This is a genomic window from Xanthomonas sp. MLO165 (genome assembly GCF_018831305.1).
GTDB lineage: Bacteria > Pseudomonadota > Gammaproteobacteria > Xanthomonadales > Xanthomonadaceae > Xanthomonas > Xanthomonas arboricola.
In genome coordinates this window covers 679884-706194 of the sequence record NZ_CP029263.1, presented here as the reverse complement: position 1 = coordinate 706194, position 26311 = coordinate 679884, and the positions used below count along the sequence as shown (strand labels likewise).

21 protein-coding genes are annotated in these 26311 nt (G+C 66.3%); 10 read left to right on the top strand and 11 right to left on the bottom strand.

Annotated elements, in window-relative coordinates:
- Positions 1 to 213: 213 nt before the first annotated feature.
- A complete protein-coding gene (locus DGN21_RS03070; protein ID WP_039523320.1) occupies positions 214 to 909 on the top strand; it encodes an AIM24 family protein in 696 nt (231 codons plus the stop codon).
- Positions 910 to 1899: 990 nt separating this feature from the next.
- On the opposite strand, the gene DGN21_RS03065 is transcribed toward DGN21_RS03070, so the two are convergent.
- Together DGN21_RS03065 and cycA are read right to left on the bottom strand one after the other, a co-directional pair.
- Positions 1900 to 2811 carry a CorA family divalent cation transporter gene (locus DGN21_RS03065; protein WP_046345619.1) on the bottom strand — a complete coding sequence of 304 codons (912 nt, stop codon included), beginning with the start codon at positions 2809 to 2811 and terminating at the stop codon, positions 1900 to 1902.
- 186 nt (positions 2812 to 2997) lie between these two features.
- Positions 2998 to 4374 (bottom strand): D-serine/D-alanine/glycine transporter, encoded by a 1377-nt coding sequence (gene cycA / locus DGN21_RS03060; protein WP_039523314.1) that lies wholly within the window; start codon positions 4372 to 4374, stop codon positions 2998 to 3000.
- Positions 4375 to 4941: 567 nt separating this feature from the next.
- Between cycA and DGN21_RS03055 the strand changes: the two genes are divergently transcribed.
- A complete protein-coding gene (locus DGN21_RS03055) occupies positions 4942 to 6714 on the top strand; it encodes an expansin EXLX1 family cellulose-binding protein (protein WP_160955219.1) in 1773 nt (590 codons plus the stop codon).
- Positions 6715 to 6838: 124 nt separating this feature from the next.
- Here DGN21_RS03055 and DGN21_RS03050 read toward each other — a convergent pair whose 3' ends face one another.
- Positions 6839 to 7054 (bottom strand): hypothetical protein, encoded by a 216-nt coding sequence (locus DGN21_RS03050; protein ID WP_024937810.1) that lies wholly within the window; start codon positions 7052 to 7054, stop codon positions 6839 to 6841.
- 155 nt (positions 7055 to 7209) lie between these two features.
- Here DGN21_RS03050 and DGN21_RS03045 point away from each other — a divergent pair, with 155 nt between their 5' ends.
- A complete protein-coding gene (locus DGN21_RS03045; RefSeq protein WP_160955220.1) occupies positions 7210 to 8010 on the top strand; it encodes a transporter substrate-binding domain-containing protein in 801 nt (266 codons plus the stop codon).
- Positions 8011 to 8128: 118 nt separating this feature from the next.
- Here DGN21_RS03045 and DGN21_RS03040 read toward each other — a convergent pair whose 3' ends face one another.
- Complete coding sequence (locus tag DGN21_RS03040) at positions 8129 to 9004, bottom strand: DMT family transporter (RefSeq protein ID WP_046345616.1); 876 nt, start codon at positions 9002 to 9004, stop codon at positions 8129 to 8131.
- 302 nt (positions 9005 to 9306) lie between these two features.
- Between DGN21_RS03040 and DGN21_RS03035 the strand changes: the two genes are divergently transcribed.
- Both DGN21_RS03035 and DGN21_RS03030 read left to right on the top strand, forming a co-directional pair.
- Positions 9307 to 10158, top strand: a complete 852-nt coding sequence (locus DGN21_RS03035) for an SAM-dependent methyltransferase (RefSeq protein ID WP_160955221.1) — start codon at positions 9307 to 9309, stop codon at positions 10156 to 10158.
- 206 nt (positions 10159 to 10364) lie between these two features.
- On the top strand, positions 10365 to 10919 hold the full coding sequence (locus DGN21_RS03030) for a hypothetical protein (RefSeq protein ID WP_237475020.1): 555 nt from the start codon (positions 10365 to 10367) through the stop codon (positions 10917 to 10919).
- Positions 10920 to 11087: 168 nt separating this feature from the next.
- Here the strand turns inward: DGN21_RS03030 and DGN21_RS03025 are convergent, their stop codons facing one another.
- The gene (locus DGN21_RS03025) at positions 11088 to 11300 is read right to left on the bottom strand and encodes a hypothetical protein (protein ID WP_016902961.1); all 213 of its coding nucleotides are present in this window, start codon (positions 11298 to 11300) and stop codon (positions 11088 to 11090) included.
- 419 nt (positions 11301 to 11719) lie between these two features.
- On the opposite strand from DGN21_RS03025, the gene DGN21_RS03020 reads away from it, so the two are divergent.
- Positions 11720 to 12265, top strand: a complete 546-nt coding sequence (locus DGN21_RS03020; protein WP_160955222.1) for a hypothetical protein — start codon at positions 11720 to 11722, stop codon at positions 12263 to 12265.
- A 64-nt stretch (positions 12266 to 12329) separates the two neighbouring features.
- On the opposite strand, the gene DGN21_RS03015 is transcribed toward DGN21_RS03020, so the two are convergent.
- From DGN21_RS03015 to DGN21_RS03005, 3 genes are all read right to left on the bottom strand, one after another.
- On the bottom strand, positions 12330 to 13229 hold the full coding sequence (locus tag DGN21_RS03015; protein ID WP_160955223.1) for an NAD(P)/FAD-dependent oxidoreductase: 900 nt from the start codon (positions 13227 to 13229) through the stop codon (positions 12330 to 12332).
- Positions 13230 to 13660: 431 nt separating this feature from the next.
- On the bottom strand, positions 13661 to 14101 hold the full coding sequence (locus DGN21_RS03010; protein WP_221202421.1) for an Rrf2 family transcriptional regulator: 441 nt from the start codon (positions 14099 to 14101) through the stop codon (positions 13661 to 13663).
- Positions 14102 to 14241: 140 nt separating this feature from the next.
- A complete protein-coding gene (locus DGN21_RS03005; protein ID WP_102255609.1) occupies positions 14242 to 16116 on the bottom strand; it encodes a GGDEF domain-containing protein in 1875 nt (624 codons plus the stop codon).
- Between the two features lie 440 nt (positions 16117 to 16556).
- Here DGN21_RS03005 and DGN21_RS03000 point away from each other — a divergent pair, with 440 nt between their 5' ends.
- Complete coding sequence (locus DGN21_RS03000) at positions 16557 to 17648, top strand: DUF1615 domain-containing protein (protein ID WP_046345610.1); 1092 nt, start codon at positions 16557 to 16559, stop codon at positions 17646 to 17648.
- 50 nt (positions 17649 to 17698) lie between these two features.
- Here DGN21_RS03000 and DGN21_RS02995 read toward each other — a convergent pair whose 3' ends face one another.
- Positions 17699 to 19132, bottom strand: coding sequence for a GAD-like domain-containing protein (locus DGN21_RS02995; RefSeq protein WP_065032153.1), 1434 nt, complete (start codon positions 19130 to 19132; stop codon positions 17699 to 17701).
- A 403-nt stretch (positions 19133 to 19535) separates the two neighbouring features.
- Between DGN21_RS02995 and DGN21_RS02990 the strand changes: the two genes are divergently transcribed.
- The gene (locus DGN21_RS02990) at positions 19536 to 21860 is read left to right on the top strand and encodes a S9 family peptidase (RefSeq protein ID WP_160955225.1); all 2325 of its coding nucleotides are present in this window, start codon (positions 19536 to 19538) and stop codon (positions 21858 to 21860) included.
- Positions 21861 to 21996: 136 nt separating this feature from the next.
- Here DGN21_RS02990 and DGN21_RS02985 read toward each other — a convergent pair whose 3' ends face one another.
- Together DGN21_RS02985 and DGN21_RS02980 are read right to left on the bottom strand one after the other, a co-directional pair.
- Positions 21997 to 23928, bottom strand: coding sequence for a S9 family peptidase (locus DGN21_RS02985; protein ID WP_237475022.1), 1932 nt, complete (start codon positions 23926 to 23928; stop codon positions 21997 to 21999).
- 168 nt (positions 23929 to 24096) lie between these two features.
- A complete protein-coding gene (locus DGN21_RS02980) occupies positions 24097 to 24432 on the bottom strand; it encodes a DUF3817 domain-containing protein (protein WP_024937823.1) in 336 nt (111 codons plus the stop codon).
- Between the two features lie 149 nt (positions 24433 to 24581).
- On the opposite strand from DGN21_RS02980, the gene DGN21_RS02975 reads away from it, so the two are divergent.
- On the top strand, positions 24582 to 25205 hold the full coding sequence (locus tag DGN21_RS02975; RefSeq protein WP_039531073.1) for a YiiX/YebB-like N1pC/P60 family cysteine hydrolase: 624 nt from the start codon (positions 24582 to 24584) through the stop codon (positions 25203 to 25205).
- An 86-nt stretch (positions 25206 to 25291) separates the two neighbouring features.
- The gene (locus tag DGN21_RS02970) at positions 25292 to 26200 is read left to right on the top strand and encodes an alpha/beta hydrolase-fold protein (protein WP_241235224.1); all 909 of its coding nucleotides are present in this window, start codon (positions 25292 to 25294) and stop codon (positions 26198 to 26200) included.
- Positions 26201 to 26311 lie beyond the last annotated feature (111 nt).

The window sequence follows — 26311 nt, the reverse complement described above, 5'->3', positions numbered from 1 at the left end:
GCTGCAGTACCACTTCGCCACCACGCATAGATCCTGATGGAGGGTCGCCTGGTTGTAGCAGTCATCGCGCGCGACGCGCTGACTGAGCACCATGTGCGCCGCAACATCGGCGCGCCATCTGTGCAGACGCACAGCGACGCGCACACCAGTATGCTTCGAAGATACAGGCCTGCCGCGTATCATGCGCACTCTTTCACCCTCCAGGACGGACCCATGGCCGTACGCACGCTCAACGAATTTCTCGCCCATTCCAAGGAAAAGGACGTCAGCCCCGATCCGTTCGAACTGGAAAATCCGCACCTGCTGGAGGTGCGCCTCGACGGCATGGTGTGGTCCAAGGCCGGCGCCATGGTCGCGCGCACCGGCAACGTCAAGTTCACCCGCGAGGGGCTGCTGGAGCAGGGCCTGGGCAACCTGCTGAAGAAGGCGGTCAGCGGCGAAGGCATGCAGCTGATGAAGGCCGAAGGCCAGGGCCGGGTGTATCTGGCCGACCTCGGCAAGCTGGTGACCTTGTTGCGTTTGAATGGCGAAGCGATCTTCGTCAACGGCAACGACGTGCTGGCGTTCGAATCCGGCGTCGAGCACAAGATCACGATGATGCGCAAGGTGGCCGGCATGCTGTCCGGCGGCCTGTTCAACGTGCGCCTGAGCGGCCACGGCATCGTGGCGATCACTTCGCACTACGAGCCGCTGACCCTGCCGGTCACCGCCGCCAGCGGCCCGGTGTTCACCGACCCCAATGCCACCGTGGCCTGGTCGGGCACGCTGTCCCCGGAGCTGGTCACCGACGTGTCGATCGGCACGCTGTTCGGCCGTGGCTCGGGCGAAAGCCTGCAGATGCGTTTTGCCGGCGAAGGCTGGGTGGTGGTGCAGCCGTACGAGGAAGCCAGCTTCCAGGCCAAGGGCTGATCCAGGCCGCCCGGCAGCAATCAACAATGCGTCTCGCCTGGTTGCACGCTACGCAGCTGGGCAGTTTTCCGGTCTCGGCGCAGTGCGCAGTGACAGCTGCGCATCCCAGCCCACCCTGTAGGAGCGCCCCTGGGCGCGAGGGCCTTCCCGGTAACGCCGCGTCGTCCCGGTAACGCCGCATCGCGCCCAGGTGCGCTCCTACGGGTTTCCTGCAGTCTGCCGCGCGCTGCACAGCTACCGCGCTGACCCAGCTTGGCATTGCGTGGTCACGCCACCGTAGGCAAAGGATGATTGCGTTGACGGCTCCTCGTAGGAGCGCCCCTGGGCGCGAGGGCTTTCCCGGTAACGCCGCGTCGTCCCGGTAACGCCGCATCGCGCCCTGGTGCGCTCCTACGGGTTTCCTGCAGTCTGTCGCGCGCTGCGCAGCTACCGCGCTGCCCTAGCCTGGTATTGCGTAGTCACGCCACCGTAGGCAAAGGATGATTGCGCTGACGGCACTCTGTAGGAGCGCCCCTGGGCGCGAGGGCCTTCCCGGTAACGCCGCGTCGTCCCGGTAACGCCGCATCGCGCCCAGGTGCGCTGCTACGGGGTTTCCTGCAGTCTGCCGCGCGCTGCACAGCTACCGCGCTGCCCTAGCCTGGCATTGCGTAGTCACGCCACCGTAGGCAAAGGATGATTGCGTTGACGGCTCCTCGTAGGAGCGCCCCTGGGCGCGAGGGCTTTCCCTGCAACGTCGCGTCGTCTCGGTAACGCCGCGTCGCGCCCAGGTGCGCTCCTACGGGTTTCCTGCAGTCTGCCGCGCGCTGCACAGCTACCGGGCTGCCCTAGCCTGGCATTGCGTAGTCACGCAACCGTAGGCAACAGATGATTGCGTTGACGGCACCCCGTAGGAGCGCCCCTGGGCGCGAGGGCCTTCCCGGTAACGCCGCGTCGTCCCGGTAAAGCCGCATCGCGCCCTGGTGCGCTCCTACGGTTTCCGGCTCTGATGCATCACACCCAGCCACGTTTGCGGAACCAGGCCAGCGGCACCAGCATGCTCAGCACGATCACGCCCAGCGCCCAGTAATACGCGTCGTGCCACTTGAGCTCGGGCATGTAGGCGAAGTTCATACCCCAGATGCCGACCAGCACGGTGGGCGGAATGCCGACCACCGAGGCCACCGCCATCACCTTCATCACGTTGTTCTGGTCCATGTTGATCATGCCCAGCACGCTGTCGAGCAGGAACTCGATGCGGTCGTCCATGTGCTGCTGGAACTCGCTCAAGGTGGTCAGGTCCTTGTGCAGCAAGCCGATGCGTTTGGCCGCATCGGCACCGAACCAGTCCGGCGCGGCGTCATCCAGATAGGTGACCAGGCGCAGCAGGCCTTGCCCCGCATTGTGCAGCCCGCCCAGACGCCGGCCCATGCCTCCGACCTGATGCAGCATGCGCTCCAGGTCCTTGGTTTTGTGCGGGTTGTCGAACACCTGCCGGGTGGTGTCGGTGACCTCGGCTTCCAGCGATTCCAGCCGGTCTGCCAGGCGCCCCACCAACTGGTCGAAGATGCGCAACAGCAGGTCGTCGGCGCTATGGCAGGGCTCATGTGCAAGACGCGCGGCCACCGCATCCAGCGAGCCCATGTGCTGCTCGCGCAGGGTCACCAGCATGGTCGGCGACAACGCAAAGCCCAGCGGCGCAGTCGGGCCATCGTCGTCCTGAAAGCGCGGCACGTTGAGAAACAGCACCTCGCCCTGGCGCCGCACCCGGCTGGAGAATTCGATCTCGCCGATGGCCGCGCGATCCGGCAGCGCAAAGCCCACCTTGTCTGCGGCCTGCGCCAGTTCCTGCGCGCTGGCCTGGCACAGGTCGACCCAGCAACCTTGCGTGTGCTGTGTTCCGGCAATCGGGTGCGTCGTGATCATGCGATGGGCCGTGGCGATGGATGGCGGCGAGCATCCCGTTCCACCCGATCCGCGTCAACGTCGCGCGCAAAACGCGCTTAGCTGCCAGTGGCCTTTATCGCAGCGCCGTGCAGCCACAGACGCCAAGGCCCCGCGGTGCGGGGCCTTGATGAGGTCTTCGGTGGATGTCTTGGCTGGTACGCGCGCTCAGCCGCTGCGCGTCTGCTGCCGCTTCACCGCATAACCGATCGCCAGGATCAGGAACCACACCGGGCTGGCCAGCAAGGCCTGGCGCGTGTCGGCCTGCAAGGTCAGCAGCACGATGACGAAGGCGAAGAACGCCAGGCACACGTAGCACATCAACACGCCACCGGGCATCTTGAACGCCGAGGCCGCGTGCTGCTCGGGCCGCTTGCGCCGGTACGCGATGTAGGCGCACAGGATCAGCGACCACACGAACATGAAGAGCACCGCCGACAAGGTGGTGACCAGCGTGAACGCAGTGACCAGGTTGGGGATCAGGTACACCAGCATCGCGCCCAGCAACAGGCACAGGCAGGAGAACAGCAGGCCACGTGCCGGCACCGCCGCACGCGAGAGCTTGGCAAAACCCTTGGGCGCGTGCTGCTCCTCGGCCAGGCCGTAGAGCATGCGGCTGGTGGAGAAGATGCCGCTGTTGGCCGACGAGGTGGCCGAGGTCAGCACCACGAAGTTGATCAGGCTCGCCGCCGCCGGCACGCCGGCCAGCACGAACAGCTCCACGAACGGGCTCTTGTCGGCCACCACCTGCCGCCACGGCGTCACCGCCATGATCGCGATCAGCGCCAGCACGTAGAAAATCAAAATGCGCACCGGGATCGAGTTGATCGCCTTGGGCAGGTTGCGGCGCGGGTCTGCGGTTTCCGCAGCGGTGGTGCCGACCAGCTCGATGCCGACGAAGGCGAACACCGCGATCTGGAACCCGGCAAAGAAGCCGCCAATGCCCATCGGGAACATGCCACCGTCGTTCCACAGGTTCGACAGCGAGGCCACATTGCCCGACGGCGAGCGGAAGCCCCAGGCCACCAGCCCGGCGCCGGTGAGGATCAAGGCGCAGATGGCGATGATCTTGATCAGTGCGAACCAGAACTCCATCTCGCCGAACAACCTGACCGTCACCAGGTTCAGGCTCAGCAGCAACAGCACGCACAGGATGGCCGGGATCCACGGCGCCAATCCGGGAAACCAGAACTGCGCATAGGCGGCGATCGCGATGACGTCGGCGATGGCGGTGATGATCCAGCAGAACCAGTACGTCCACCCGCAGAAGAACCCGGCCCACGGCCCGAGCAGATCGGTGGAAAAGTCGATGAAGGACTTGTACTCCAAGTTGGACAGCAGCAGCTCGCCCATCGCGCGCATCACGAAGAACAGCATCGCGCCGATGATCAGATAGACGAACAGGATCGACGGGCCAGCCAGGCTGATGGTCTTGCCCGAGCCCATGAACAGCCCGGTGCCGATCGCGCCACCGATGGCGATCAGCTGCAGGTGGCGATTGGAGAGACTGCGTTGCAGATGATCGGGCGCGGACGGATCGGACATGGGGCACGGCACCGGCAAGTGAACAAGCAGTCAAAAATACGAGATCGCGGCAGCGCGCACCAGCGGTTTGCGCTGCCGCGCCGGGTAGGCCGCAGCGTGCGCCGGCGAAGGGTGGTTGGCTTGCCCCATCGTGGTGCGCTGCATATCTTCGCGTCCACCGCTGCGTTCACTGAGGAACCACAGCCACCGGGGATGCGCGCACCGCATCGCCGGAGCAGTCATCGCCCTGCCTGGCACTGCCGCGTTGCAATGCTGTCCACTCGCGCTGCGCACGCACATGCACTACCAGGGCACGAGCATAGCCGGTCGACCACGTCCGCAGCATGCCTGCCGCTACGTCCGTCACCCGCGCAGCGCAACATGGCCACCGCTGGTCGGCGATGCATCAAGTACATACCGCCGACAGCGGCGGCGCATCAAGCATCCCGCACAAACCGCGACCCCCGTTGCATTGCGGCCGCTCGCCTGCCGCGGCTCCCACACTCCTGCCCGCTTCCTTGACCCGGCGCACGGACCGCAGATGACGATCGCTGGTCTCCTGCGCAGGCCATTCCTCAGGACACTCCCATGCGCGCGCATACGCATCTACTGCTTGGCCTGGCCTTGCTGACTCCCGTGACCGCACTGGCCGTGCAGGTCGACACACGCGGACACCTCACCGATGCGCGCGGCCAGGCGCTGCAGGTACGCGGCGTGACCTGGCCCGGCTTCGATCGCGCAGCGCTGGCGGCCACCGGACTGCGCAGCAATACGCTGCAGCAACTGCTGGATCAGATGCAGGCATCGGACATCAATACCGTGCGCGTGCCGATCTGTGCGGCAACCCTGCAAGCCAGGCCGGTGGCCGCCGCCGAGGTGGCCGGCGACCCCGCGCTGGCTGGCCTCACTTCCCTGCAGTTGCTCGACGCCGTGGTGCGCGCCAGCACCCAACGCGGCATGCAGGTGCTGCTCGCTTTCGCCGATGGCGCTTGCGATGACGCGGCGCCGCAGCTCGGCACGCAGCACAACGCCTGGATGGAGGGCCTGGGCCTGCTCGCGCGCCGCTACGGCAGCACCGCGGGCATGCTCGGGATCGACCTGGGCAGCAGCGGCTACCGCAATGCCAACTGGGCGGGCAATACGGCAGACACCGACTGGAACCGCATCGCTACGCGGGCAGCGGCCGCGGTGCTGAAGCAGGCGCCGGCCTGGGTGATCGGTGTGGAAGGCGTGGGCAACGACGCGCTCTGCAGCGATTCCGCACGCAAGGCCGCCGGCAGCAATCTGCAGCCGCTCGCCTGCGTGCCGCTGCGCATTCCGCGCGCACATCTGCTGCTGATGCCGAAGCTGGCCGGGCCGGATCGCGACGCGGCGGACGCGTTTGCAGCGGCCGACTTTCCGCGCAGCCTGCCGGCGAGCTGGCAGCGCGATTTCGGACAATTCTCGGCCAATCACGCGGTGCTGCCGGTGAGCCTGGGCGGAGGCCTGGGCGATGGCGATCCACGCGACCGGGCATGGCAACACGCACTGAGCGGGTATCTGCGCAACACCGGCATGCGCAGTGCCGTGCTCGGCAGTTGGGAGGTGGGCAATGCCAACAACGGTGGCCTGCTCGCCAATGATGGCAACCCGCGTGCCGACAAGCTGCAGGTCCTGCATCAGGCCTGGGGACTGACGAGCGCCAGCGCCGCCACGCCGTCGGCGAAGACGGCCGCTGCCGCGGATGCCAGCAAGGCCACCGGCTGGAACAGCACCTTCACCGGCACCGCGACCTACACCAGCTCCGGCTATTCCGGCGGCGCGGTGCTGCTGGATCCCATTCCGAGCAATGCCTTCATCACCGCGCTCAACCCCACCCAGATGAACTTCGGCGGGGTCAGGGCCGCACTGGCCGGCGCCTATCTGGAAGTGACCGGGCCCAAGGGCAAGGCCGTGGTCTACGTCACCGACCTATACCCGGAGGGCGCATCGGGCGGCCTGGATCTATCGCCCAACGCCTTCGCGGCCATCGGCGACACCGTGCAGGGGCGCATCCCGATCAGCTGGAAGATCGTGCGCGCACCCACCACCGGCAACGTGCAATACCGCATCAAGGAAGGCAGCTCGCGCTGGTGGGCGGCGATCCAGGTGCGCAATCACGCCTACCCGGTGGTCAAGTTCGAAGTGAAACAAGGCAGCAGCTGGAAGAGCCTGCAGAAGATGGACTACAACCACTTCCTCGGCGAGCAGCTCGGCAACCAGCCCTTGTCCATTCGGATCACCGATATCCGCGGCAAGGCCATCTTGGACACGATCCCCGCGCTGCCCGAAGACGGCAACAAGCCGGTGTACTTCGAACCCGGGCATGTGCAGTTCCCTTGACGGGGGCATCGCGCCCTCGACCATCCGGCTTGGGAGCATCCAGACGATGCTGAAGAATCTCAGTGTCGGCCGCACACGCCTGGTGGCTACTCAAGTGCTTGGTTAGCCGCTCTTACCCCCCGCATCAACCACCCGCAAGCCCGCCACCGACGCGGCCGGGCAACGCCTGATCGTCGTCTTCTTCCAGATCGCCCACCTCCTCGCGCAAACCGCCTTGCTGCGGAGTCTGTTCTTCCAGCGGGATTTCGTCTTCATTGGTATCCGGATCGGGCGTGCCGTGTGCCGACAGCCCGGCAATGGCGGTGGTCATCGGACGCGCAGTGCGTGGATTGAGCTGCATGAGGTGACTCCGATCGGTTCGAATGAAGCACCGACAGTGCGCATCGCAGCGCTACCGCACCGTGATCCCGGGCAGGATCGTGCTGACATGCCGTTGACGTCGGCCACGCCACATCGGCCACGACTATCATGGCCGCAATTTTTCGAGGCCACGCCATGCGCCATCGCATCTGCCTTGCGTTCCTGCTCAGCTGCGGCCTTGCGCACGCAGCCGCGCCCGAGCCTGCCTCACGCCTGGATGCGGTGCTGCAATCCGGCGTGCTGCGGGTCTGCACCACCGGCGACTATCGCCCCTATTCGCTGCTGCGTGCCGACGGGCAGTTCGAGGGCAGCGATATCGCCCTGGCGCAGTCGCTGGCCGGCAGCCTGGGCGCGCGCGTGGCGTTCGTCCGCACCAGCTGGCCGCAACTGATGCCCGACCTGCTCGCCGATCGCTGCGATATCGCGGTCGGCGGCATTTCGGTCACCTTGCAACGGCAACGCCAGGCCAATTTCAGTGCGGTGCTGGATGTGGACGGCAAGATTCCGCTGGTGCGCTGCGCCGACCAGGCGCGTTACCGCAGCCTGGCGCAACTCAACCGACCCGAGGTGCGCGTGATCGAACCGCCCGGCGGCACCAACGAGGCCTTCGCGCGCCAACAATTGCCGCGCGCGCACCTGCGCCTGTTCGCCGACAACACCACCATCTTCCAGGAGCTGCTGCAGCAGCGCGCGGACGTGATGATCACCGACGCCTCCGAAGCGCTCCACCAGCAGGCACGCCTGCCCAGCCTGTGCGCAATCGCACCGGAGCAGCCGCTGCAATACGGCGAAAAAGCCTTCCTGCTACCGCGCAACGACCAGCCCTGGAAAGCGTACGTCGACCAGTGGCTGCACCTGAGCAAGGCCAGCGGCGAGTACGCGCGCATCGTTGAAACCTGGCGCGCGCCACGCAAGGAATCCACTGCGCCCCCGTAAAAACCGGGATTGGGGAGTCGGGATTGGGGATTGGCAGCGGCAAGTGACACCAGCGACAACACGCTTTGACGCCGTTACCAATCCCCAATCCCCAATCCCGACTCCCCAATCCCCGCTCTCAAACAATCTTCGTCCGCCGCCACCACCGCGACACCTGCTCCTCACGGATCAGCGTGAACAGGCCTGCGCCCAGAATCAGTGCGATGCCGACCGCCATCGGCCAGTCCAGGTGGTCGTGGAACAGCAGGTAGCCGAAGGCGATCGCCCACAGCATCTGGCTGTATTGGGTGGGCGCAACCACGCTCACCGGCGCCATGCGCGTGGCGTACATCAGGCAGATCGCTGCCAGGCCGGCAAGCAGGCCGTAGCCGGCCAACAACCCCCACTGAGACAGCGTGGGCCAGACAAAGGTCGGCAACATCATGATCCCGCCCATCACCAACGGGCCGATCACCCCGGCGCCGTACAAGGTCAGGCGTTTTTCGCTATGCCCGGCCATGCGCAGCGTGATGACCGAGATCGCACCGACCAGGCCACACACGATCGCAGCCACATGCCCGTGGGTGAGATGGCGAAAGCCCGGGCGCAGCACGATCAATACACCGATGAAGCCGACGATTACTGCCGACCAGCGCCGCCAGTGCACTTCTTCCTTGAGGAACACCACCGACAGCACGGTGACGAAGATCGGCATCAGGAAGATCAATGCAAACGCCTCGGCCATCGGCAAGGTGGTGAACGCAATCACCGAGGTCAGATTGCCGATGGCACCGGTGAGCGCACGCAACAGCCACAGGCTGGGTTGCTTGGCCATCACCAGTTCGCGCAACCGGTCGTCCGGCTTCTTCAAAAATGGCACAGCCACCAGCATCAGCAGCGCACCGAGAAACAGCACTTCGTAGACCGGCAGCGTGCCTTCCAGCAGCTTCACGAACGCATCGCTGATCGAATAGGCCGCATAACAGGCAAACCCCAACAACACACCCTTCAGCATTGCCGATCCTCCACAGTTGGCGCCAATCGGACAACATGTCGATGGGGGCAAGTGCGCAGTATGCGGTGCGGCGTGCGTCAGAGGAATCGGCGCACGCATCCGGGTACGACGGCTCATGTATCGCACCGTCACCGTCGCAGACGACCCGGCGGCTCGTGTCGCTGCAGATAAGCGCCGCTGCGCCACCGCGCCATCATGCCGGCGCTGCGCTGGATGCGCATGCGTGATGGGGTCGGTTACGATGCCAGTCCATCCCTCGCACCCGCAGCGCGCGTGACGCGCGCCCACCAGACCAGCGACTCGTGCCCCACTACTCCGGCCCACTACTCATTTCCTCCGATGCCCAGGCGCTGCTTGCCGCGCGCGGCAGCGGTCTGACCCAATGGACCGGCTCGCTGGATCTGGGCCGCAGTACCGGCACCGCGCAGCTGGATGCGCAGACCTGGCAGTGGCGCGGCAGGGGCTACCCGTATCCGGGCAAGTTCAAGGAGCGCACGCTGTACTTCTGGGACGGTGACGATTTCGCCCCGATCTCGCGTTTCAGCGGTGCGCTGATCAAGCTCGTTCCCACCGAATGGGGTGCGCCCACCTTCGAGATCGATGGCATCAAGATGCTACCGTCGGCGCAGCTGTCGCCGTTCGACGATGCGCGCCGCAAGGTGGCGCTGGTCGACCCGCGCGGCAAGATCGTGCTGGATACCTGCGGTGGGCTGGGCTACTTCGCCGCCTGCAGCCTGGAAGCCGGGGTGGCGCAGCTGCACTCGTTCGAAAAGAATGCCGACGTGCTGTGGTTGCGCACGCTCAATCCCTGGTCGCCGGACCCGGACGATGCCGCCTACGGCGGACGCCTGCAGCTGACCCACGCCGATATCTCGCAGCACATCGCCACGCTGGCAGACGATTCGGTCGATGCCATCCTGCACGACCCGCCGCGCTTCGGCATTGCCGGCGAGCTGTATTCGCAGCTGTTCTACGACCAGCTGGCGCGGGTGTTGCGGCGTGGCGGGCGCCTGTTCCATTACACCGGTGCGCCCAACCGGCTCACCAGCGGGCGCGATGTGCCCAACGAAGTGAGCAAACGCCTGAGCAAGGCCGGCTTCAGCACGCAACTGGCGTTGGATGGTGTGCTGGCGACGCTGCCGGCGCGGCGCTGATTGCAGGATGTTTGCCGCAACTGAAAACGCGCAGATCGGTCGCCGCCAGCTGCAGGTCAGCGCTGCACGCGAAGCCGCAATGCAGCAGACAGATGCCGACCCGGGCGCTGGCCGCCTCCGTCTGACTGGAGTGCAGCCGGTGTGCCAGCCACGCCTGACCAGCAAACGGATCTGCGATACTGCAGCGCCCACGACAAGGACGTTGCATGCGCATCCGCTTTCCGACCTGGTTGCTCGCCGCGCTGTTGGTGATGACCGGCGCACACGCGCAGACCGCGCCGCAGACGTCGCCGCCGCCGCAGCCCATGTCCGAAGTCACCACCCGCCATCCGGTAACCACCGCGGTCCTTGCCGGGCGTACGATTCGCCTGGGCGAACACGCCGGCAAGTGCGCGATCCTGCGCGATGACGAAGTGCTCCCGCTGGGCATCGGCGCACCGTGCTACTTCAGCATCAATCGCGAATACGGCGCCCAGGTGCACCACTTCCACGGCAGCGACATCGTGCTGGTGCAACACGCCCACCCCACCTCTGCGCCGGACTGGGATATCAAGCTGTACGGGGCGATCTGCGCGTTCGAAGCGCAGGCCGTGCGCGAAGTCGATGGCGTGCTGGAACCCGGCAGCGTCGCCACTTCCTGGCACTGCGACCCGACCATGGGAGCCGATCAGAAGCAGTTCGTCTACAGCTATGACACCTGGCCCAAGCGCGAGACGCAGCCGCCATCACGCAGGCAAAGGCAAAAGCAGACACAGCCCTGATGGCCGCATGATGCGCAGGCATCGATCGGTGCAAACGGTTGCCACGGCCTTGTGACCCGACCGCTGACCAACACCGTGTACTCAACAGCGGCTTGCCGCACGCCTGCGCAGCCGCGTCGTCGACAGCGCGGCACCGCAGTTGCGCATGCTGTGGAACGACCACGCAGGTCACCGCCTGCCGCGTCGGTACGTGGTCCAGGCAACGTAGGTGAACCAGGCGATGATCGCCAACGGCACACTGGTCAGCAACGCATCCCAGCAGACGGCGATCCAGAACCGCTGCGGGTCTGCATCCGCGTAAAAGATCCTGGTCGGCCGGCCGCGGATGACGCTGATATAGCGCCCCGTGACGATCGCCTCCAGCACCAGCCACAGCCGCATGCAGCAGGCGATTGCCACGACAACGGCTCCCCCGCCGATGATCCATTCGTGGATCCGGGACGCTGCGGGAGCTGGCGCAGGTGGCGGTGATTTGGGCCGCTTCTTTTTCACGCAGGCATCGGTTCGATGGTGGCGGCGCAGTGTACGCGCAGCGCAACCGGCCGAGGCCATCCATCGCACGCATGCAACACCTGGTGGGCGCGCAGCGAGCGCATGCCACGCACCTGCCGCCTGAGCGCTGCCGCTATACTGACGGCGCAGCGCACTCGCTCAGAGTGAATGGAATGCTCCACGCTGCATTCGTCTCAGGGAAGATGGCCAGCAACAGTGCAACATGGATTGTCCGGGCGCTTCCTTGGGCTTTTTGCCGTCTTCGCCATGCAGTGGCGACAACGGCCTCGTACCAAGGATCTTTCGCTTTGAAGACGTTCACCACTTTCCTGCTTGTCTCTCTCAGTCTGCTGCTGGCTTCCTGCGGTGGCGGCACCACCACCGGCGCCTCCAAGCTCTCCTCCAGCGACTACCTGCTGCACAACATCTCGGTCTGGAATGGCGCAGTCACCATCATCGACCCATGGGTGTCGGGCGATCGCGGGCAGAGCCTGGTGGCCGATGCCATCGCGCACAAGCCACTGGACAGCTACAAGACCGCACTGGGCAGCCAGCGCAAGGCACTGGCCGCCAACGCGCAGGCCAATACCGCCATGGCCGCGGGCGTGCCCGACAACGCCAAGGACCTGGACGGCAAGCTGTCGGCCTACCTCAAGCGTGCCGACGCGATGATGGCCGCGCTCGAACGCGTGGCGGCCCTGCCCAACGGCTACGGCAACGCCGAGCTGGCGCCGTTGGCCAAGGATCTGGAGACCGCGTCCACCCAGCTCAACACCGATATGGAAGCGCTGAATACCGCGCAGCGCGCGTACGCCAAGCAGCACAAGATTGCGATGCAGGAAGTCAGCCAATAAGCAGCGCAGCCGCGATCAACCCTGCAGGCCGGCATGGTCTGCAGGGGCGATCGCAACACGCCGCTCAGCTGCTCAGACCGAACATCAACGAGCGGTGCGTTGCCACGCCGGCCATTGCGCCGCTGGCAACCGCAAAGGCGATCGATGCCGCCGGGTTGGCCACATCACCGCAGGCAGCGATACCCGGCACCGAAGTGGCCTGCATGGCATCCACCGCGATGTGACGGCCCAGCGGCCCATCGCTGGTGCTGCATCCCAGCGATGCGACCAAGGCACTGAGCTCGGTCTGGGTGGTGATGAACAGGCCATCCAGCGCGCAGACCCGCCCATCGCGCAACACCAGCTCCAGCACGTCGCCGTCGCCTTGTAGCGCCGCCACTGTGCCGCCCACCACGTGCACGCCACGTGCCTGCAAGTGCGCGTGCTGCGCCTCGTCCAGCACCACCGCGTCGTTCAAGAACAGCTGTGTTGCGCCCCAGTCCGGCAGCATGGCCGCCTGATGCACCGCAAAGGCGGAGGTGGCGAGCACGCCGATGCGGCCTTGGCCCAGCTCATAGCCGTGACAGTACGGGCAGACGAACACCTGCGTGCCCCAGCGCTGCGCCAGGCCGGCCAGCGGCGGCAGACGATCGACCCCCCCCATCGCCAGGACAAGGCGACGCGCGGTATGCGTGGAGCCATCGGCCAGCGTCACCTCGAAGGCTTCCGCCTCGCCGCGTAGCTGTATCACCTGGCCGTCGGCCCATTGCACGCTCGGATAGGCCAGCAGCTGCGCGCGTCCGGTCTCGGCAATCTGCGCAGGCGACGCACCGTCGCGGCTGAGAAACCCGTGCGAGGTGGTGGCAGAGCGATTGCGGCGCTGGCCGCTATCGATCACCAGAACTGCGCGCCGTGCACGCGCCAGCTGCAGCCCGGCCGACAGTCCGGCATAGCTGCCGCCAATGATGATCACGTCGTGCTGCATGTCCGCTCCCGGTTGAAATCCGCTTTATGTACTTTTCGATGTTACATGAAAAGACCGGCGATTCAACCGCGCTGTACTGACGTTGCTACCTGCTTGATGGCTGACGGGTTGCGTGTGCTAACGAGGGTTGATGCGCTGCCTGCTGTCACGCTTGCCGTGATCGGCGGCGGTTCGCGTCGTCACCTGCAGGAATGCATTGTTTGCCAGTGCGGCGTGGCGGTGCTGCGCGGATGCGCACATACACGCTATGTCGGGAACGACAGCGTCCTGGCGATTGCGCCTGGCTAAGTGCGCCCTGTCTGCGATCGATGCCGACCAGCTGCCGCAAAGCGCATGCGTATGCCGCATGGGACTGCAAGCGCAGGCACACCGCGCGCCTGCCATCCCGGCTGCACGCCATGTACAACAGCGTATGCAACAGCTGGTGTGCGTCAGCGCCTGCGTTTGCCTGTCGGTGAACCGGCGGGCAGCGCGGCTGCCGTGCACAGTGCATCGAACTCGTCCGCCAGCGTTGCCAGCGTCACCGTGCCCAGGCGCTGCAGCAACACGGTTTGGGCCTCGGCCAGCGCGTCGGCGATGGCTGCGTTGACCACGCGCTCCACGCCACACTGCGGGTTGGGGTGATCGGCGCCGATCGCAAACAGATGCGGGCCGCCCACTGCACGGTGCACGTCCAGCAATGTCACCTGGGTCAGGTCGCACGCGATATGCCAGCCACCGTTGTGGCCCTTGCTCGACTGCACGTAGCCGGCAGCACGCAAGCCGGCCATGGTCCGACGCACCACCACCGCATTGGTCGACAGCATGCCGGCGATCTGCTCGGAGGTCATCGGCTGCTGGCTTCTGGCCATGTGCAACAGCACATGCAGCATGCGGGAAAGGCGGCTATCGGTTCGCACGCGGTCTCGGTTCGCTCAATCGACGGAAGGCAACGTGGCAGCGCCACCGCACGATTGTGCCGCAGCCCCGCGCAGATGTCGCAGCCGGCGCCGCGCAGCCGCGCATGCGGCAGTCAAACCACCGCCCATTGATCGCGCCCGGCGGTCTTGGCGGCGTACAGCGCAAGATCGGCCTGCCCCAGCAGCACATCCAGGCCGCTCCCCGCAGTGACGCTCACCGCGCCCATGCAGAAGCGCACCGGCTGGTTGGCGGGCAGGCCGGCGATCTCGATCGCGGCAACCGCGTTGCGCAGCCGTGCGAACACCGCCGGAATCTCCTCTGCGCTGCAGCCCGGCAGCACCAGCAGGAACTCCTCGCCACCCAGCCGGCCCAGCCGATCCTGCGTGCGCAGCGCCAACCTGGAGGCGCTGGCAAGCGCCTTGAGCACGGCATCGCCGGCGGCGTGGCCATGCATGTCGTTGATCAGCTTGAAGTGGTCCAGATCGATCAATGCCAGCATGCACGGGACCTGCGAGCGCACCGCCTGCTCGACCTGCTGCTGCGCCTCGGCGCGAATGGCGCGGCGATTGGGTAGGCCGGTGAGTTCGTCGCGCATCGCCAACCGCGAGAGTTGCCTTCGATGGCGCGCACCGAAGGCCAGCACCACCAGCGCGCCCAGCAACAGCAGGCAGGCCGCGCATAGCGCAATCCACAAGGCGCGTTGCCCGGCTTCGCGGGCTTGCAACGCCAGTTGCGCGGTCTCGCTGCGGCGGCGCAGCTCGGCGGTTTCCGCGCCACGGCGTGCATCTTCGTAACGCGCCTGCAGGCGCAGCATCACGGTATCGCGCTGGCGATCCAGGCTCTGCGCGCGCAGCGTGTTGGCGCGCTGCAGTTCCTGGTAGGCCTCGGCATGCCGCCCCTCCGCTGCCAGTGCCTGCGCAATGGCATCGAGCAGTCGCGCGCGCCGCACCAACGGCAGATTGGGGTCGTCCGCTGCCCGGGCCGCGATGATCTCCATGCCGAGGCTGCCGGACTTGAGCGCGGTCAATGCCTGCAACAACACCGCATGGCAGGCGGCCACGCGGCCGACATTGCCCTGGCGTTGCATCAACGGCAGCGCCTCGCGCGCCATTGCCAGTGCTGCAGCGGCATCGCCGGCGTCGATCAGCACCTCGCTGGCGCTAGTCAATGCCGCGGCCACGCCGGCCTGATCGCCCAGCTCGCGGCTGAGCGCCAGCGCGCGCCTGAAATGCAGCAGCGACGCGTCCGGCTGCTGCGCTGCCAGCGAGGTGCCGTATTCGTATTCGATCAGGCTGCGCTGGAAGCGTGCCGGCTGGCCGCGCAGGCGCGCCAGGGCGCGCAGCAGATAGTCTTCGGCGTCGTTGTCTTCTGCCGAACGACCACCCACGCGGCTGGCCAGCGAGCCGAGCTGGGTCAGGGCATCCAGCTCCAGGCTCAAGCTGTGTTCGCGCACTGCGCACTGGTAACTGGCCTGCGCCGCGTTCCAGGCCTCGTCGCTGCTGCCGGAGGCGAGCATGCTCCACATGTCGACCGCTTCGATCTCGCACAGCAGATCGTTGCGCCCCAGCGCGCGCGCCTGCTGACGCAGCGCTTCCAGCCGCGCCAGCATGCCGCGGTTGGGGCTCTCGCGCACATCGCTGAGCGCCTGCACGATCGCCAGCCACAGCTGCGCCTGCGCCGCGTTGCCGCGCACCCGTTCCAGCATCGCATGCGCCTGGGCCAGGACTGTCTGGCGGCGCTCGGTCTCTTCCAGCGAAATCAGCACCCGCGCCTGCGCCAGCAAGGCCCAGAACTGCGCATCGGCGTCGCCATCGCTGCGGGCACGCTCGAACGCGGCCTGGGCGGCCTGCAGGGCGGCCCTGGGGTCGTCGATCGCGGCGGTCTCGATGCTCTTCCACGGCTGCGGCTGCGCCCACAGCATCGCGCTGAACAGCATTGCAGCCATCCCCACGGCCATGCGCCGCCAGCGTGGCGTCGCACTGCTCATCGACACCTCACGGCGACGATGAGCCACACCGCATGGCTGCCGTGCACAGCAAGCGCCGCCCGGCCCGCATCGGGTTTGCTGGCTGCTGCGGCACTCGAGCTCTCCCATGGTTGGCTGGCAGTGGAATCGGGGCGATGTCGGCGTCTGACTGACGCCACTTCGATGCAAAAACACGCGGTCATGATGACCGGCGAACACGGCAGGTCATGTGATCGCCACGCTATGCGTCAAGATCGATAGCGGCCTGCATGCAGCGGGCTTGAATCGGCCTGCAGATCGCATGACCGCGGCCTGCGGCCGTGCTCCTTGGCAAGCGCTGCGCCCCGGCGGGCGACCCGCGCCGTCGCGGCTGCTGCACATCGCCGCATGCAACCACCCCGCGACAGCCACGTAAACTGCGACACGGCACCTGCCGCCGCCCCCTGGATCCTGGAGACGCCGTGACATCCCGCCTGCCCCGCCTGCTCACGCTGCTCGCCGTCGCCTTGCTGTCGGCCTGCGCCACCCAGGCGCCGCGTGCGCCACAGCGCTCCCCGGACGCGGTCAAGGCCGACATCGCGCGGCGCCTGCCGGCCACGCTGGGCGATCGCAACGGCTGGGCCGACGATGTCTACGTGGCGCTGTCCTCGCAGGGGCTGGACACCAGCGCCGAGCACATCTGCGCGGTGCTGGCGGTGACCGAGCAGGAGTCGACCTACCAGGCCAACCCGGTGGTACCCAATCTCGGCAAGATTTCGCGTGCCGAGATCGACCGCCGCGCCAGCGCGCATCACATCCCCGGCTTCATGGTCGATGCCGCCCTGCGCATCGACTCGCCCGACGGCCGCAGCTATGCCACGCGCATCGCGAGCGCGCGCACCGAGCAGGAGCTGAGCCGCATCTTCGAAGACTTCACCGGCAGCGTGCCGCTGGGCGCGCGTTTGTTCGACGGGCTCAACCCGGTGCATACCGCCGGGCCGATGCAGGTCAGCATCGCGTTTGCCGAGCAGCATGCCGAGCGCTACCCGTATCCGCCCGGCGACTCGATCCGCCACGAGGTGTTCAGCCGTCGCGGCGGGCTGTGGTTCGGCACCAGGCACCTGCTCGGGTACCCGGCCAGTTACGACGCCCTGCTGTACCGCTTTGCCGACTTCAATGCCGGCTGGTACGCCAGCCGCAATGCCGCCTTCCAGGCGGCGCTGAGCAGGGCCAGCGGCATCGCGCTGACCCTGGACGGCGACCTGCTGACACCGGGTGCCAGCCTGGATGCGCCCGGCGGCACCGAACGCGCCGCACGCGCCCTGGGCAGCCAGCTGGCGATGAGCGACCGGCAGCTACGCCGCGCCCTGGAAGCCGGCAACTCTGCCGATTTCGAAGACACCGCGCTGTATCGCCAGGTCTTCGCGCTGGCCGAGCGCAGTGCCGGCAAGCCGCTGCCGCGCGCGGTGCTGCCCGGCATCACGCTGGAAAGCCCCAAGATCACCCGCACCCTCACCACCGCCTGGTTCGCGCAACGCGTGAACGAGCGCTGGAAGCGCTGCATGGGCAAGTAAGCGACTGGCTTGCCGCGCTGCGAGCACTGCCTGCGCTGCGCACCGCCATCTCATTCCCCGCTCAGGCGACTGGTCAACACATCGCCGACAACAGGGCCATGTTCCACCTTGCCATCGCTGCCGCGTTGATAGTTGATGCCGACCCGACACGCGGCAGGGTGCATCTCCCAGACCCAGCCATACAGGGCGCGCCCGGTGTCTGGCGGCGAGCGCAGCGGCATGTTCATGCGCAGCCCATCGTCCTGGCCTCGGTCCAATGTGCACATGACGGTGCCGGCGCCGTCGTCTTCAGCATCCGGGTCGACGTCGTCCACATGGGTGATGGTGGCGATGATCGCTTCGGCAGTCACCCGTTGCTGTAACGCGCGTGGAAGATCGGCAAGCGGGGGCGCAGCGCGTCCACCGGAGGGCTCCTCGACAAATGCATCGCCCAACCCCACCTTGCGAAAGTAGTACTCGCTGCGGCCCAGCGTTTTCGAGCCATCCATGGCCGTTGCCATGTCTGCCAGCTCGTCGGCGCGCAGCAGAAACATGTCGGTACCCGAGCGCATGACCACCAGCTGCGCATCGTTGGCATCGCTACCACTGGAGTCGCTGCGCAACCGAATATCGAGCGTCACCTGTTCGTCGCCAATCTCGGTCTGCGTCACCGCATAGCGGCCCGCATACGCACGCACATCGGTGCGTGCAAGGCTGCGATGATCGATTTTCCAAAACAGCAGGCGATACTGGCCGTTGGGCTCGAGCGCCAGCATGCGATGCCAATCGATATACGACGAAAGGTACACGCCGTGCAGGTCGTTGCCGGACTGTGGCGCGTTGAAGAGGCCCTCGAACATGGAGCGCTGCGCTGCGGGTAGCGCCTCACCATTGGTCGTCGCTGCATCGGCAACGGTTGCAGGGCCGTCGACAGCATCGCGAAGCCGGGTGTGCAGCGCCAACGCATCGACCTTGTTGACCCGCAACATCTGCATCGAAAACATCATCTGATCAATCTCGTAGACCTCGCCCGCCGCGAGCGGCCCGCACTCTTTGCGTGCGGCGGCAAGCAGGGCTGGTGGGATCAGGGAGTCGCAGAATTCCGCCTCGCACAGGGACTGGTTGAAGAAGTCGTCCAGGCTCCAGCTCAGGTCAGCGGCGTCTTTGGAGACCGGGTCCAGGTAGACCACGTCTTCGTCGGTGGCGGTCAGCTTGCGGTAGTACAGCAGCGCGCCGAAGGGGGTGAGCGCGATCGGAATACGCCGCGCCGCATCGGGTGGCGAGACGATCCAGCGATCCAGCACCGGTTGCCATTGCCGGGGGTCGATCAGCGCAAGTTGCATGTCGCCATAGTGCCCCAGTCCTTTTTGGCGCCAGAGTTCAAGCAGGCTGGCAGGCAGCACCGGCGCATAGGCGGCAATCAGGTCCGCCGGGGCAGGCTGCGTCTTGCGCGGCGGGTGTGCCTTGATAAAGGGGGACAGTGCCAAGCGGCGGAACCATGACATCAGACGGCCTCCAGTCAACGTTGCGTGCGTGCAGTAAACCCAAATCGTGCCGCATGGCCCTGTGTGGACGCCGAGAAGCGGAGTTCATACCGGGACATTCCCGCAGTCAGTGGCTGGCCGATCACCGGCGTGCGTGCGGTCCACGGGTGTGATCTCCCTCGATGGGCATCGCGCTCGACCAACCCCATCGGTCACGCTGTGGCGGTGCCGGACCGGGCGATGCGCTCGGCAACCGCTCCACCACAGGCCCGCCCCGCGTCGGCCGCCGAAACGCGTGCGGTCCGCCCCGGTCGACAATGGCGCGAGCACGACTTCTGGCAGAGGCACCCGGCCCTCATGGCCGGTAGCATCGGACGGTCGCGCCGACCGCGTTGCGCGCTCCTTTCGTCCCGGAGAGTCTTTCATGCCCACCCCGTTGCCGTTGCGGCAGCTGTTCGCCGCCATCGCCCTGGTCACCCTGCCGGCACTCGCCAGCGCACAGACGCCTGCCGTGACCGAGGCCGACTACGCCCGCGCCGAGCGTCTCACCAGCTATCTGGCGCAACCGCTGGTCGATCACCAGGCCACCCGCATCGACTGGCTGGACGCCACCCACGTGGTCTATGTCGATCACGATGCCAAGGGCAACCAACTGTTGCAGCTGGACACCGCCACCGGCAAGAGCGCGCCGATCTTCAAGCAGTCCGCGTTGGTCGCCTCGCTCAATACGCTGCTCAAGACCGGCGACAAGCCGCTCAAGGCCGACACCTTCGCCCCAGCGGTCAAGCGCACCGCCGATGGCCGCTACCGCCTCAACGTGCGCGACACTGCCGTGGTCTGCGATGCGCGTGCGCGCTGCAGCAAGCTGTACGCAAAGGACAAGGCCGAGCCGGGCGTGCTGTCGCCGGACAAGCGCAGCGAAGCCTTCATCCGCAACTGGAACCTGTGGGTGCGCGATCTCGCCAGCGGCCAGGAGACCCAGCTCACCCGCGACGGTGTGGAAAACTTCGGCTATGCCACCGACAACGCCGGCTGGCAGCACAGCGACAACGCCATCGTTGCGTGGTCGCCGGACTCACGCAAGATCGCCACTTTCCAGCAGGACCAGCGCAAGACCGGCGACATGTACCTGGTCAGCACCAAGCTCGGGCATCCGGAACTGCAGTCGTGGAAATACCCGCTGGCCGGCGACAAGGACGTGACCATGATCGAGCGCGTGGTCATCGACGTGCCCACGCGCAGCGTGCTGCGGCTGAAACTGCCGCCCGACCAGCACCGCTCCACCCTGTGCGATGACGTCAGCTGCTCGCCGGGCCTGTGGGACGATGTGAAGTGGGCGCCGGACGGCAAGACGCTGGCCTTCGTGTCCACTTCGCGCTTCCACAAGCAGGCCTGGTTGCGCATTGCCGATGTCACCACCGGCGACGTGCGCACCGCCTTCGACGAAACCGCCAAGACCTATTACGAAAGCGGCCAGGTCGCCGCCAACTGGGCGTACCTGCCCGGCAGCAACGAGGCGGTGTGGTTTTCCGAGCGCAGCGATTGGGGCCAGCTGTATCTCTACGACCTGGCCACCGGCAAGCCCAAGCGCGCGATCACCACCGGCGAGGGCAACGTCACCGAACTGCTGCGCGTGGACCCGGTGACGCGCACCGCGTGGTTTGTCGGCGTCGGCCGCAGCCCGGGCGTGGACCCGTATTACCAGCAGCTGTGGAAGGTGAGCCTGGACGGTGGTGAGCCGGTGCTGCTCACGCCAGAAGTCGCCGATCACAGCATTGCGCTGGCACCCGATGGCGCCCGCTTTGTCGATACCTACTCCACCTCGGTCACGCCGCCGGTCACGCTGCTGCGCGATGCCGGCGACGGACGCACGGTCAGCACGATCGCCACTGCCGACATCAGCCGCCTCAAGGCCGCCGGCTGGGTGCCGCCGGAGCCGATCACGGTCAAGGCGCGCGATGGCAAGACCACGCTGTACGGCCTGATGTTCAAGCCCAGCAACTTCGACCCGGCGCGCAAGTACCCGATCATCGATTACGTCTATCCTGGCCCGCAGACCGGTTCGGTCCGCGGCCGCAGTTTCCTTGCCGGCCATGGCGACAATCAATCGCTGGCGGAGCTGGGTTTCATCGTGGTCGCCATCGACGGCATGGGCACACCGTGGCGCTCCAAGACCTTCCACGACACCTGGTACGCCAACATGGGCGACAACACCCTGCCCGACCAGGTGGCCGGCCTGAAGGAACTCGGCCAGCGCTATCCGTGGATCGACCTGGGCCGCGTCGGTATCTGGGGCCACTCCGGCGGCGGCAATGCATCCACCGCCGCGATGCTGCGCTACCCGGACTTCTTCAAAGTGGCCTGGTCGGAAAGCGGCAACCACGACAACCGCGGCTACGAGGACGACTGGGCCGAGAAGTATCACGGCGAGCACATCGTCAACAAGGACGGCAGCTCCAACTACGACGACCAGGCCAACGCCACCCACGCCAGCAAACTCAAGGGCAAGCTGATGCTGGTGCACGGCACCCTGGACGACAACGTGCCGCCGTATCTCACCCTGCTGGTGGCCGATGCCCTGATCAAGGCCAACAAGACCTTCGACATGCTGATGCTGCCCAATGCCAAGCACGGCTATGGCGAGCTCACCCCGTATGTCAGCCGCCGCCGCTGGGACTACTTCGTGCAACACCTGCTCGGTGCCACGCCACCGGCCGACTACCAGATGAAACCGATGCCCAAGAACTGAGCGCACGCACGCATGGCAGCCGGCGACCTGAAGGCCCCTGCCACGTAGGAGCGGCCCCGGCCGCGACACTCACCGATCGCTGCGCAGCTTGGCCGCACGTTCCATCCGGACAACGCCGGATGGAACCACCACCCACCTACTTCGCCGTACTGCCACCCAACTGCGTGCTCAGGAACGCCAGCAAGCGGGTGTAGTATTCGCGACGATGCGGCTCGGTGTAGAAGCCGTGGCCTTCATTGGGGAAATACAGCGCCTCCACCGGCACGCCGGCGCCTTTCAGTGCGCGCTCCATGCGCTTGGTGTGTTCGATCGGCGCACGCTCGTCCTTGCCGCCTGCCGCCAGAAACACCGGCACCTTGATCTGCCTGGCCAGCATCACCGGCGAGCGTGCCGCCAGGGTGTCGCGGGCGCCCAGCCAGTCGCCGGTCCAGTTCTTGGCCCAGCGCGCGTAGCGCGCGGTGTCGCGCGCCATCATGTCCAGATCGTAGACGCCGACATAGCCGGCGGCGCAGCGATACAGGGTCGGCTCCTTCGCAACGCCCATCAGCGCAGCATAGCCACCGTAACTGGCGCCGTAGAGACAGATGCGCGAGGCATCGGCCACGCCTTGCGCGATCGCCCAGCGGGTGGCGTCGGTGAGATCGTCCTGCATGCGCCCGCCCCACTCCCTGGCGCCGGCCTGGGTGAAGGCACGCCCGTAATTGGCCGAACCGCGGTAATTGACGCGCAGCACCGCGTAGCCCGCGGCGGCCAGCAGCTGCGCCTCGTCATCGAACTCCCATTTGTCGAAGACGTCGAACGGCCCGCCGTGCGGCATCACGATCAACGGCAGCGGCGTGCCAGCCTCGGCATGCAGCGGCTGGGTCAGATAGCCGTGCAACTGCAGGCCATCGCGCGCCTGGAAACTTACCTGCCTGCTCGCCGGGACGGCATCGGGCGGGAACCACTCGCGGCGGCTGAACACGCGGTCGGCATGCTTGCTGACCGTATCGAACAGGTAATAGTCGCCGTTATTGCGATCGCTCCACACATACACCAGCACCAGACGACGGTCGCGGGTGGCCGAGGTGATGTAGACCGCGTTGCCGTCGAAGGCTTTTTCCAGGCTGCGATAGAGCCTGGCCGTCGGTGACTTCTCGTCGAAGAAGCGGTTGCGCACCCGGTCGCTCATGTAGGACGCGCCGATCGGCGTGGTGCCGTCCAGATCGCGCAGGATCCGGTAGGGGTCGACGGTGTCGTCGTGCAACAACGGCGTGGATTTGCCGCTGGCCGGGTCCCATCCCACCAGCACATCGGTGCCGCTCGCCTGTTCCACCTGCAGATAGGCCTGGCTGCCATCGGCCGCAAAACCGAGCGGAAATTCGCGATGCCCGCTGCTGGCGGCATCATTGACCAACCGCCACGGTGCGGCATCGTCGTCGCGGTAATACAGCTTGCTGACGTTGCTCACGTCGGCGCCGTTGGCGAAGCGGATGCGTCCCTGCTGATCGGTCACGAAGTTTGCGCGCCGCACCGGCGAGGTCGCCACGGTACTGCGCCGGCCGGTCTGGATGTCCAGCTTGTCGATGCGGATGTTCGGGTCGCCGACGAACGGGATCGTCGACACCAGGATGTTGCGCGGATCGCCCGGCAAGGTATCGAGCATGAACGTGCCTGGCTCCAGGTCCATCTTCAACTGCACGCCGTTGATATCCGGATTGGTGCCATAGGGGCTGGCCAACAGGCGGCCATTCTTGCCATCGGCGTCGATGGCATGCAGCTGGCCGATCGCCATCGGCTCGTCGCGCGACCCCAGCCGCTGCGCCATCGACACCACGATGCGGTCGTCGCTGGCCCACCAGAAATCGTCCACCACGCTATTGGCGCCACCGGTGACTTTCGCGGTGGCCACCTTGTCCTGCCGCCGTACGATGCCCAGTACGGTGCGATCTTCCAACGGCATGGTGAGCGCGAAATACTCACCCGTCGGCGAGATCTTGATCCGCTCGAACTGGTCGCTTTTGAGATAGGGCGTCAGATCCAGCGGTTGCGACGGCGTCTGCGCGCGAGCCGGCACTGTGATGGTCATTGCCACTGCCAGCGCGGCAGTCGCCACCCTCATCCAATAATGCATTGCGACACTCCGCCTCTTCCTTGGTCCGCCTATGGTGGCAAAGGCGGTTTGTGGAGTCCATCGTCTGGCGCGGTGCCATGCAAAGCACGCGGCATCAATGCTGCCTGGCCTGCGCCGACATGCTCAGGTACCGGCGCGTGCGCGCGGGCCCAACAGACCGATACGCCGGAACCACATTTCCAGCGGCACCGTCACCAGCGGCGGCAACGCGGCCAGCAGGCTCAGCGCCCACGCCCACCACGGCCAGCGCAGGCGCAGCGCGGCAAGCACGCTGACCGCCACATAGAACAGGAAGGCCGCGCCATGCAGGCGCCCGAACAGCCACACCACAAGCTCGGTGGTGTGCGTGCCGTACTTGAGCAACATGCCGAGCAACAACCCGGCCCAGGTCAGCCCCTCGATAAAGGCGGCCACCGCAAACAGCCGGCCGATCGGCGACAACGCAGAAGAAGCACGCATGCAACACTCCAGACGGACAGGGATTGCCGCGACGCGATGGCGGCGGCGACGCCCGCTGGCAGTTGCATTCTACAGAGCGCATCGCGCATCGGCAGCCGGCCCGCGTTCCTGGCGATAATGGTGGCCCTTGCACCATCTGCCGGCCTCCCATGCGCACCCTCTTCTTGCTCGCCGTGCTTGCACTGGCACTGCTGCCCACCACCTCCATCGCCGTACAGCTGCAGGACGGCGACTTGCTGTTCGTCACCGCCGCCCGCACCGGCCTGAGCGGTGCCATCGACGATGCCACCGCCAGGCAGGATGCCCCCAGCTTCGATCATGTGGCACTGCTCGCCCATGACGCTACCGGACAGGTGCTGCTGCACGCAGACGAACAAGGCTCGCGGCAGCAGCCGCTGCAGGCATTCGTCGAAGAAGCCAACGCCAAGCATCGGCAGATCCATGTGTACCGGCTGACGGAAGAACAGCGCAATGCGATCCCCGGCGCCATCGCACAGGCACGGCGCATGCTCGGCAAGCCTTACAACCAGACCTACGTGCAGGACGACAACAGCTACTACTGCTCGGACTTCATCGAACGCGCGTTTCGCGCCCAACACGTGTTCGTCCTGCAACCGATGAACTTCAAGAACCTGCAGACCGGCAAGATCTCGCAGTACTGGACCGACTTTTACCGCAGCAAGGGCATGGACGTGCCGCAAGGCCTGCCCGGCACCAACCCGAACGATATGGCGGCTGCTCCCGTGCTGGCGTATGTCGGCCGTTTGAATTGATGCGCGGGAATGCCGCGCGTGGTCAGGAGAGAACGTTGAACAAGGCATTGCCGGCAGGGCTGCTCGCCTTGTCACTGGTTGGCTGCATCAATGCACCACCCGCACCGCAGGAAAAGGCGGCTGTGCCGCAGCAAGCACCGGCACCTGCCAAAGCGGCCATGGCGACCGCGCTAGCTGGGCAACGCGGCGAAGGCCAGCCGTACGAGATTGTCGACAGCCAGGTTTGGGATGTCCCGGATCCGGCATCAGGCCGCCGCTATCAGGTCGTTGTCGGCTTGCCGGCCGGCTACGCCGACCACCCGGAGCGTCGCTATCCGGTTCTTTACGTCACCGATAGCGACTATGCGTTCCCGGTGGTGCGGCAGATCGCGCGCCGCTTGAACGGCGACGGGCCGGCGATCGAGGACTTCATCCTGGTCGGGCTGTCCTACGCGGTGGGCGACGAGCCAATGCCCAGCCGGCGGCGCGATTACACCCCGACACTGGAAAATGGCGGCACCGCACCGCCCAATGCAACCCACGGTGGCAGTACGGCCTACGCGTCCTACCTGCGCCAGCAGGTGCTGCCCTTCATTGCCGGCCGCTACCGAACCGACGAAGGCAAGCGCCTGTTTCTCGGGCATTCCTACGGTGGCCTGCTCGGCACCCAGATCCTGTTGAGCACACCGCAGATGTTTTCCGGCTATCTGCTTGGCAGCCCCTCGTATTGGTACGGCGAGCACGCCACGGCCGCGCAGGAAAAGCGCTTCGCTGCGGTACACACCGATGCGCCGGCACGGGTCTACATGTATGTCGGCGAATACGAGCAGGTGCGCTACAACAAGCAGTACGACATGGTGATCGATGCCAGGAACCTGGTGCAGACGCTGCGCGCGAGACAGTATCCGTCGCTGCAGCTGGAGCTGGAGGTGCTCAACGACGAAGATCACCTGAGTGTCGCACCGCGCGGCATCACCCATGGGCTGAAGTTCCTGTTGAGCACCAAGGCTCCCTGAGTTCAATGCCGCGCGCCGGGTTGCGCGGCGCAAGCCGATACATTCCCGGCAGCGCATCGCAAGCGCATCCAGTGCCGTGCGGGCGCCGCCAATGCACGGCATGCACAAGCT

Bases quoted from the DNA above. Each gene is read 5' to 3' on its own strand.
- DGN21_RS02990 (WP_160955225.1), top strand. From the start codon at position 19,536: ATGCCCACCCCGTTGCCGTTGCGGCAGCTGTTCGCCGCCATCGCCCTG.
- DGN21_RS03055 (WP_160955219.1), top strand. From the start codon at position 4,942: ATGCGCGCGCATACGCATCTACTGCTTGGCCTGGCCTTGCTGACTCCC.
- DGN21_RS02975 (WP_039531073.1), top strand. From the start codon at position 24,582: ATGCGCACCCTCTTCTTGCTCGCCGTGCTTGCACTGGCACTGCTGCCC.
- DGN21_RS03070 (WP_039523320.1), top strand. From the start codon at position 214: ATGGCCGTACGCACGCTCAACGAATTTCTCGCCCATTCCAAGGAAAAG.
- DGN21_RS03045 (WP_160955220.1), top strand. From the start codon at position 7,210: ATGCGCCATCGCATCTGCCTTGCGTTCCTGCTCAGCTGCGGCCTTGCG.
- DGN21_RS02985 (WP_237475022.1), bottom strand. From the start codon at position 23,928: ATGACCATCACAGTGCCGGCTCGCGCGCAGACGCCGTCGCAACCGCTG.
- DGN21_RS03030 (WP_237475020.1), top strand. From the start codon at position 10,365: ATGCGCATCCGCTTTCCGACCTGGTTGCTCGCCGCGCTGTTGGTGATG.
- DGN21_RS03005 (WP_102255609.1), bottom strand. From the start codon at position 16,116: ATGAGCAGTGCGACGCCACGCTGGCGGCGCATGGCCGTGGGGATGGCT.
- DGN21_RS03050 (WP_024937810.1), bottom strand. From the start codon at position 7,054: ATGCAGCTCAATCCACGCACTGCGCGTCCGATGACCACCGCCATTGCC.
- DGN21_RS02980 (WP_024937823.1), bottom strand. From the start codon at position 24,432: ATGCGTGCTTCTTCTGCGTTGTCGCCGATCGGCCGGCTGTTTGCGGTG.
- DGN21_RS03015 (WP_160955223.1), bottom strand. From the start codon at position 13,229: ATGCAGCACGACGTGATCATCATTGGCGGCAGCTATGCCGGACTGTCG.
- DGN21_RS02995 (WP_065032153.1), bottom strand. From the start codon at position 19,132: ATGTCATGGTTCCGCCGCTTGGCACTGTCCCCCTTTATCAAGGCACAC.
- DGN21_RS03040 (WP_046345616.1), bottom strand. From the start codon at position 9,004: ATGCTGAAGGGTGTGTTGTTGGGGTTTGCCTGTTATGCGGCCTATTCG.
- DGN21_RS03010 (WP_221202421.1), bottom strand. From the start codon at position 14,101: ATGCTGCATGTGCTGTTGCACATGGCCAGAAGCCAGCAGCCGATGACC.
- DGN21_RS03065 (WP_046345619.1), bottom strand. From the start codon at position 2,811: ATGATCACGACGCACCCGATTGCCGGAACACAGCACACGCAAGGTTGC.
- DGN21_RS03025 (WP_016902961.1), bottom strand. From the start codon at position 11,300: ATGCGGCTGTGGCTGGTGCTGGAGGCGATCGTCACGGGGCGCTATATC.
- cycA (WP_039523314.1), bottom strand. From the start codon at position 4,374: ATGTCCGATCCGTCCGCGCCCGATCATCTGCAACGCAGTCTCTCCAAT.